Here is an 8,489-nt window from a genome sequence, read left to right as displayed (position 1 = left end):
AAGGTGATGGTGTTGCCACCTGCCGCGTCGTACTTCACGGCAATGTTGGCGGTGTTTACCGCGCCTGTATTCAACGCGCTCAGTGCATCGGCGACACTGGTCTGCGCCGTCGTTGGGCCAACAGCACCAGTCGTACTGATCCCATTAATGGGCTGGCTAAAACCTGTCAGCCCGGTAGTCGGCGAATAGGTCGCACCGCCCCCCATCGTGGTTGCCGTGGTAGTGCCCAGGGTTGTGGTCTGAGTACCGAGCGCGGTCACTGCAGTATTGGTGCCGAACAGTTGGCTGCCATTTATGGCATCGGTGCTGCTGGCACTGACCTGGCCTGCCGCCACGTTAGTGACCTGACGCTCTTTACCAACAGTCCCCACGCTCATCACACCCACCGGTGCAGTACCGGCATAGGTGTAGGTCGTGCCATTGACCACGCCGTTTGGTATAGCCGTGGCGGCTGCAGTAGTAGCGCCATTACCCAGGGCAATCGAGTCGGCGACGCTGGCGACCGCACCATTACCAATCGCGACTGCATTAGTTGCCGTCGAGCTGGCCTCAGGTCCCACAGCAACGCTGTCAGTGCCGCTGGCAGTGCTATCCGCCAGAGTCGAGTTGGAATGGAAGTACTTGATACCGGCGCCGTTGTTGACGATGTTGTTGACGCTGGTGCCGATACCGTCGACTGCGGTGTTAGTCGCAAACAACTGGCTACCGTTTATGGCATCGGTGCTGCTGGCGCTGACCTGGCCTGCGGCCACGTTAGTGATTTGACGCTCTTTACCAACAGTCCCCACGCTCATGACACCCACCGGTGCAGTACCGGCATAGGTGTAGGTGGTGCCGTTAACCACGCCACTTGGTGTCGCTGTTGCAGCAGCAGTGGTTGCGCCGTTACCCAGCGCAATCGAGTCCGCCACGCTGGCGACCGCACCATTACCAATCGCGACTGCATTGGTTGCCGATGCCGTAGAGGCTGGACCGGCAGCAACACTATCGGTACCGCTAGCAACGCTGTCTGCCAAGGTCGAGTTGGCGTGAAAGTACTTGATGCCATCGCCGTTGTTGACGATGTTGTTAACGGCCTCGTTGGTGGCAAAGAGTTGAGAGCCATTGACCGCGTCAGTTGACGAAGCGCTCAAGATACCAGGGGCCAAATTAGTGATTGTTACCCCGCCAGCAGGTCCGCCCACCCCACCAATAGCACCCAAAGTAATGGTGTTGCTGCCAGCCGCGTCATACTTCACAGCGATGTTGGCGGTGTTCACCACGTCCGTATTCAACGCACTCAGTGCACCGGCGACGCTGGTTTGTGCAGTGGTGGCTCCCACGGCGCCCGTAGCGCTGACACTGTTGATCGGCTGGCTAAAACCTGTCAGCCCGGTAGTCGGCGAATAGGTCGCACCGCCGCCCATCGTGCTCGCCGTGGTAGTACCCAGGGTGTTGGTCTGGGTACCCAGAGCAGTCACCGCGGTATTAGTGCCAAACAGTTGGCTGCCATTTATGGCATCGGTACTGCTGGCACTGACCTGCCCTGCGGCTACGTTAGTGATCTGACGCTCTTTACCAGCAGTCCCCACGCTCATCACACCCACCGGTGCAGTCCCAGCATAGGTGTAGGTGGTGCCGTTAATCGCACCACTCGGTGTCGCTGTTGCAGCAGCGGTGGTTGCTCCGTTGCCCAGGGCAACCGAGTCCACCACACTGGCGACGGCACCATTGCCGATGGCTACTGCGTTGGTTGCTGTCGAACTGGCTGCCGGCCCTACAGCAACGCTATCAGTGCCGCTAGCAACGCTGTCTGCCAGGGTCGAGTTGGCGTGGAAGTACTTGATGCCAGCGCCGTTGTTGACGATGTTGTTGACGCTGGTGCCGATACCGTCGACTGCGGTGTTAGTCGCAAACAACTGGCTACCGTTTATGGCATCGGTGCTGCTGGCGCTGACCTGGCCTGCGGCCACGTTAGTGATTTGACGCTCTTTACCAACAGTCCCCACGCTCATGACACCCACCGGTGCAGTCCCAGCATAGGTGTAGGTGGTGCCGTTAATCGCACCACTCGGTGTCGCTGTTGCAGCAGCGGTGGTTGCTCCGTTGCCCAGGGCAACCGAGTCCACCACACTGGCGACGGCACCATTGCCGATGGCTACTGCGTTGGTTGCTGTCGAACTGGCTGCCGGCCCTACAGCAACGCTATCAGTGCCGCTAGCAACGCTGTCTGCCAGGGTCGAGTTGGCGTGGAAGTACTTGATGCCAGCGCCGTTGTTGACGATGTTGTTGACGCTGGTGCCGATACCGTCGACTGCAGTGTTAGTCGCAAACAACTGGCTACCGTTTATGGCATCGGTGCTGCTGGCACTGACCTGGCCTGCAGCCACGTTAGTGATCTGCCGTTCTTTACCGGCAGTACCCACGCTCATGACACCCACCGGTGCTCCGGCATAGGTGTAGGTGGTGCCGTTAATCGCACCACTTGGTGTCGCTGTTGCAGCAGCAGTGGTTGCGCCGTTACCCAGCGCAATCGAGTCCGCCACGCTGGCGACCGCACCATTACCAATCGCGACTGCATTGGTTGCCGATGCCGTAGAGGCTGGACCGGCAGCAACACTATCGGTACCGCTAGCAACGCTGTCTGCCAAGGTCGAGTTGGCGTGAAAGTACTTGATGCCATCGCCGTTGTTGACGATGTTGTTAACGGCCTCGTTGGTGGCAAAGAGTTGAGAGCCATTGACCGCGTCAGTTGACGAAGCGCTCAAGATACCAGGGGCCAAATTAGTGATTGTTACCCCGCCAGCAGGTCCGCCCACCCCACCAATAGCACCCAAAGTAATGGTGTTGCTGCCAGCCGCGTCATACTTCACAGCGATGTTGGCGGTGTTCACCACGTCCGTATTCAACGCACTCAGTGCACCGGCGACGCTGGTTTGTGCAGTGGTGGCTCCCACGGCGCCCGTAGCGCTGACACTGTTGATCGGCTGGCTAAAACCTGTCAGCCCGGTAGTCGGCGAATAGGTTGTGCCGCCACCCATTGTGCTCGCCGTGGTAGCGCCCAGGGTTGTGGTCTGAGTACCGAGCGCGGTCACTGCAGTATTGGTGCCGAACAGTTGGCTGCCATTTATGGCATCGGTGCTGCTGGCACTGACCTGCCCTGCGGCTACGTTAGTGATCTGACGCTCTTTACCAGCAGTCCCCACGCTCATCACACCCACCGGTGCAGTCCCAGCATAGGTGTAGGTGGTGCCGTTAATCGCACCACTCGGTGTTGCAGTCGCGGCTGCGGTGGTTGCGCCGTTACCCAGGGCAATCGAGTCCGCCACGCTGGCGACCGCACCCTTACCGATAGCTATTGCGTTAGTTGCCGTCGAGCTGGCTTCAGGCCCTACAGCAACGCTATCAGTGCCGCTAGCAACGCTATCCGCCAGGGTCGAGTCGGCATGGAAGTACTTAATACCGGCACCGTTATTCACGATGTTGTTAACAGTCTCATTGGTTGTAAACAGCTGAGAACCATTCACCGCATCGGTCGACGAAGCACTCAAGGTACCTGGGGTCAGGTTAGTAATTTTCACCCCACCAGCAGGCCCGCCGACTCCACCGGTAGAACCCAAGGTGATGGTGTTGCCACCCGCCGCGTCATACTTCACGGCAATGTTGGCGGTATTCACCACGTCCGAATTCAACGCGCTCAGTGCACCGGCGACGCTGGTCTGTGCCGTCGTAGGACCAACAGCACCACTCGTACTGATCCCATTAATGGGCTGGCTGAAACCCGTCAGCCCGGTAGCCGGCGAGTAACTCGCGCCGCCACCCATCGTACTCGCCGTGGTAGTACCCAAGGTGTTGGTCTGGGTACCCAAAGCGGTCACTGCAGTATTGGTACCAAACAGTTGGCTGCCATTTATGGCATCGGTGCTGCTGGCACTGACCTGGCCTGCCGCCACGTTAGTGACCTGACGCTCTTTACCGGCAGTGCCCACGCTCATTACACCCACCGGTGCCGTTCCGGCATAGGTGTAGGTGGTGCCGTTAACCGCTCCACTTGGTGTTGCAGTCGCGGCTGCGGTGGTTGCGCCGTTACCCAGGGCAATCGAGTCCGCCACACTGGCGACGGCACCATTGCCGATGGCCACAGAGTTGGTTGCCGTCGAGCTGGCTTCAGGTCCCACAGCAACGCTGTCGGTACCGCTAGCAACGCTATCCGCCAGGGTCGAGTCGGCGTGGAAGTACTTGATGCCGGCACCATTGTTGACGATGTTGTTGACGGTCTGATTGGTTGTAAACAGCTGAGAACCATTCACCGCATCGGTCGACGAAGCGCTTAAAACACCAGGGCTCAGGTTAGTAATTTTTACGCCACCAGCGGGCCCGCCCGTACCACCGATGCCTCCCAGGGTGATGGTGTTACCACCCGCCGCGTCATACTTCACGGCGATGTTGGCGGTATTCACCACGTCCGAATTCAACGCGCTCAGTGCGCCGGCGACACTGCTCTGCGCCGTCGCAGGACCAACAGCACCGGTCGTACTGATCCCATTAATGGGCTGGCTGAAACCCGTCAGCCCGGTAGCCGGCGAATAGGTCGCGCCGCCGCCCATCGTGGTCGCGGCGGTAGTGCCCAGGGTTGTGGCCTGAGTACCGAGTGTCGTTACCGCGGTATTGGTACCAAACAGTTGGCTGCCGTTTATGGCGTCTGTGCTGCTGGCACTGACCTTGCCGGCGGCCACATTACTGAGCTGGCGCTCGTTGCCGGTACTGCCCAGGCTCAATACCCCGACCGGTGCCGCACCGGCATAGGTGTAGGTAGTGCCATTGACCACACCGCTGGGTGTCGCCGTCGCGGCAGCAGTGGTTGCACCGCTCCCCAAGGCAATGGAATTGGCAGTACTGGCCGTCGCGCCATTACCCATGGCCACTGCGTTGGTTGCCGTCGAACTGGCGGCCGGGCCGACCGCGACACTGTCGGTGCCGCTGGCTGTACTGTCCACCAGGGTCGAATTGGCATGGAAGTACTTGGTGCTGACGCCATTGTTGACGATGTTGTTGACGGCCTGATTGGTCGCAAAAAGTTGAGAGCCATTGACCGCGTCAGTGGACGAAGCACTTAAAACGCCAGGGCTCAGATTAGTGATTTTTACGCCACCAGCGGGCCCGCCCGTACCACCGATGCCCCCCAGGGTAATGGTGCTGCCACCTGCCGCGTCGTACTTCACGGCAATGTTGGCGGTGTTCACCACATCCGTATTCAACGCGCCCAATGCACCGGCGACACTGGTTTGAGCAGTGGCAGCCCCCACGGCGCCCGTGGTGCTGACACTGTTGATCGGTTGACTGAAGCCACTGACCATCCCGGTGCTGGTGGAATAGGTCGCACCGCCCCCCAGAGTGGTCGCCGTACTGTTGCCCAGATTATTGATGCCGCTGGCCACCGAGTTCAGCTGAGAACCGTTGATCGCATCGGTACTGGTGGCGGAAATGACCCCGGCGGCGACATTCTGTATTTGCCGCTCAGCCCCCGTCGCCCCGACAGACACCACGCCATTGACCGCATTGGCCACCCCCTGCGCTGTCGCGCCATATAGCGCGGTAGCCCCAGTGTGAGGTGCCGCCGTCGTACTGCCTGCGCCCAGGGCAACGTCTTTTGTATTGCCCGCAGTGGCGCCAACGCCGAGGGCGATCGCGCTACCGGCGGAAGCGTTCGCGCCGTCACCCAATGCCATGGCGCCCGCCACGGAGGCCGACGAGGCATTGCCCAAGGCCAGCGAACCTTGGCCGGTGGCGGTGTTGCCGTTGCCCAGGGCCACGGCCCCTTGGCCAGCGGCCGAATTATTCTGCCCCATCGCCACGGCCCCGGCCCCGACAGCCGTGTTGGGATCGCCGATCGCCACCGCACCATCGCCATTGGCGGTGTTGCCCGCGCCAATCGACACCGCCTTGCCGCCTTTGGCGATGGCCGCGTCCCCGATCGCTACGGAGGAGTCGGTTTGGGCTTGTGAAGCCTGACCGAGCGCGACGGAGTTCACCCCCGTCGAGACCGCGCTAAACCCCAAAGCTGTCGATCGATCCCCCACAGCGGAGCTGGCGCCGCCGAGAGCCGTAGAAACCAAGCCCGCCGCATTACTGTTATAACCCATCGCAATCGCCGACCCGCCGGTAGCGGAAGAGCCGGACCCTATGGCAATACCAGAAGCGAATCCACTGGTTCCGCCTACAGAGGCATTCCGGCCAATAGCAATGCCGAACTGTTGAGCTGTGGTGGCCGAGGTACCGATTGCAACAGCGTTGGCCACGTTGGAGCTCGCGCTATCGCCCAGCGCCACGCTTCCCGCCGCCGAGGCCGAAGCGGTATTGCCCAAGGCCAGCGAACCTTGGCCGGTGGCGGTGTTGCCGTTGCCCAGGGCCACGGCCCCTTGGCCAGCGGCCGAATTATTCTGCCCCATCGCCACGGCCCCGGCCCCAACAGCCGTGTTGGGATCGCCGATCGCCACCGCACCATCGCCATTGGCGGTGTTGCCCGCGCCAATCGACACCGCCTTGCCGCCTTTGGCGATGGCCGCGTCCCCGATCGCTACGGAGGAGTCGGTTTGGGCTTGTGAAGCCTGACCGAGCGCGACGGAGTTCACCCCCGTCGAGACCGCGCTAAACCCCAAAGCTGTCGATCGATCCCCCACAGCGGAGCTGGCGCCGCCGAGAGCCGTAGAAACCAAGCCCGCCGCATTACTGTTATAACCCATCGCAATCGCCGACCCGCCGGTAGCGGAAGAGCCGGACCCTATGGCAATACCAGAAGCGAATCCACTGGTTCCGCCTACAGAGGCATTCCGGCCAATAGCAATGCCGAACTGTTGAGCTGTGGTGGCCGAGGTACCGATTGCAACAGCGTTGGCCACGTTGGAGCTCGCGCTATCGCCCAGCGCCACGCTTCCCGCCGCCGAGGCCGAAGCGGTATTGCCCAACGCCAGCGAACCTTTCCCCGTGGCCGTATTACCATTGCCCAGCGCCACGGCACCCTGCCCGTTGGAGGTATTGTTTTCCCCCATCGCCACGGCACCGGTGCCGGTGGCTGTATTGGGATCGCCGATCGCCACCGCGCCATTGCCATTGGCGGTGTTGCCCGCGCCAATCGACACCGCCTTGCCACCTTTGGCGATAGCCGAATCCCCGATCGCCACCGAAGAGTCGGTTTGGGCTTGTGAAGCCTGACCAAGCGCGACGGAGTTTACTCCCGTGGCCACCGTGTTCCCTCCCAGAGCCAGTGATCGATTCCCCACAGCAGAGCTTGTATTGCCGATAGCCGTGGAAACGAGACCTGCCGCGCTACTGTTAAGGCCGAGCGCAATGGCTGCCCCACCTGTCACACTGGAGTTATCACCGATAGCGATACCGCTGGTGAACCCGGAATTGCTTACCGAGGCATTGGGGCCAATGGCAACCGCTCGCGACGCCTGGGCGGTTGCCGAATCGCCAATAGACACTGAAGAAACGGTTTGAGCCTGCGCACCCCGGCCAGCCGCTACCGAATTATTACCTGTCGCCGACGAAGAAAGGCCCAATGCCAACGCCCCCGAGCCGGTACTTGTCGAAGAAGCGCCTAAGCTTGTCGAGTTGGCGCCTGATGCGCTCGAGCTCACCCCCAACGAGGTGGCGTTATCGGCGGTAGCAGCAGCGACTCCGCCAATAGCAAGGGAATTGGTGCCCGTGGATTTGCTCTGAAAACCAAAAGCCAGCGAGCCGGATCCCGTTACATTGGCACCGCTGCCGATGGCGATTCCCGCCCCCGTGCTGGCCGAGGCGACTGTGGCATTGAGGCCGATCGCGATGCCTCGTCCTTGCCCGGTACTGGCAGAAGTACCAATGACGACTGAGTCCGAGGTAGCGGATGCACCGATACCCATGACGATATTATTGGAGCCGCTTGCTGTAGTGGCTGTGTCCCCAACGATAAAGTTATTGGCGAAAACCCGCGTAGTGGAGGCCGTAAAAGCCGCATCCCCTATGAAGACATTGGACTGATTAGCGGTATCCGCATTGCCTCGAAAGTACAATCTAATAGCCTGTCCATTGTCCCCACCACCAGCAAGTTGAAGTTCTTCATTGGGGCCACTTCTGTCATTGTTGGCAACAAACCTAAGCCCAGTATTAGTACCAGGAGTACATACAAAAAATTGGCCGGCCCCAATAGTAGCTGATGAGCAATCAATAGTAGCGGCATAAGCCCCCATTGGAGCAAAAACCACTATTGCTCCTATACCTAACGAGACACCCGCCCCGCCCCAACGACTCAACCCTTTTTCGATTTCAGCAGGAACTACCGAGATCGATGTCGACTTCTTTTTATTCTTGGCGGCAAACTCAGAGGCAACCACCCAGCACCCAAGCGAAAAGTTCCAGACAACCGAGTAAAATCTATTCATTTTTCCATTTGGCTAAAGCCAACCTCCAAGATCCAGACACAGGGGTGCCGCCCGCATAAATATTTAACGCAGGTAGGTAACTGCTTT

At 60.2% G+C, this 8,489-nt stretch carries 1 protein-coding gene; it reads right to left on the bottom strand.

Annotation, left to right across the window (positions count from 1 at the left end):
• Positions 1–8,402 (bottom strand): ESPR-type extended signal peptide-containing protein (locus tag BTN82_RS31285; protein ID WP_186828363.1); only part of this gene is annotated, 8,402 nt, incomplete at its 3' end.
• Positions 8,403–8,489 lie beyond the last annotated feature (87 nt).

The sequence above is a fragment of the Pseudomonas chlororaphis genome, from assembly GCF_001921865.1.
Taxonomy (GTDB): domain Bacteria; phylum Pseudomonadota; class Gammaproteobacteria; order Pseudomonadales; family Pseudomonadaceae; genus Aquipseudomonas; species Aquipseudomonas chlororaphis_D.
Note: the sequence above shows the minus strand (reverse complement) of the source record. Positions and strands in the feature narration are given on the sequence as shown.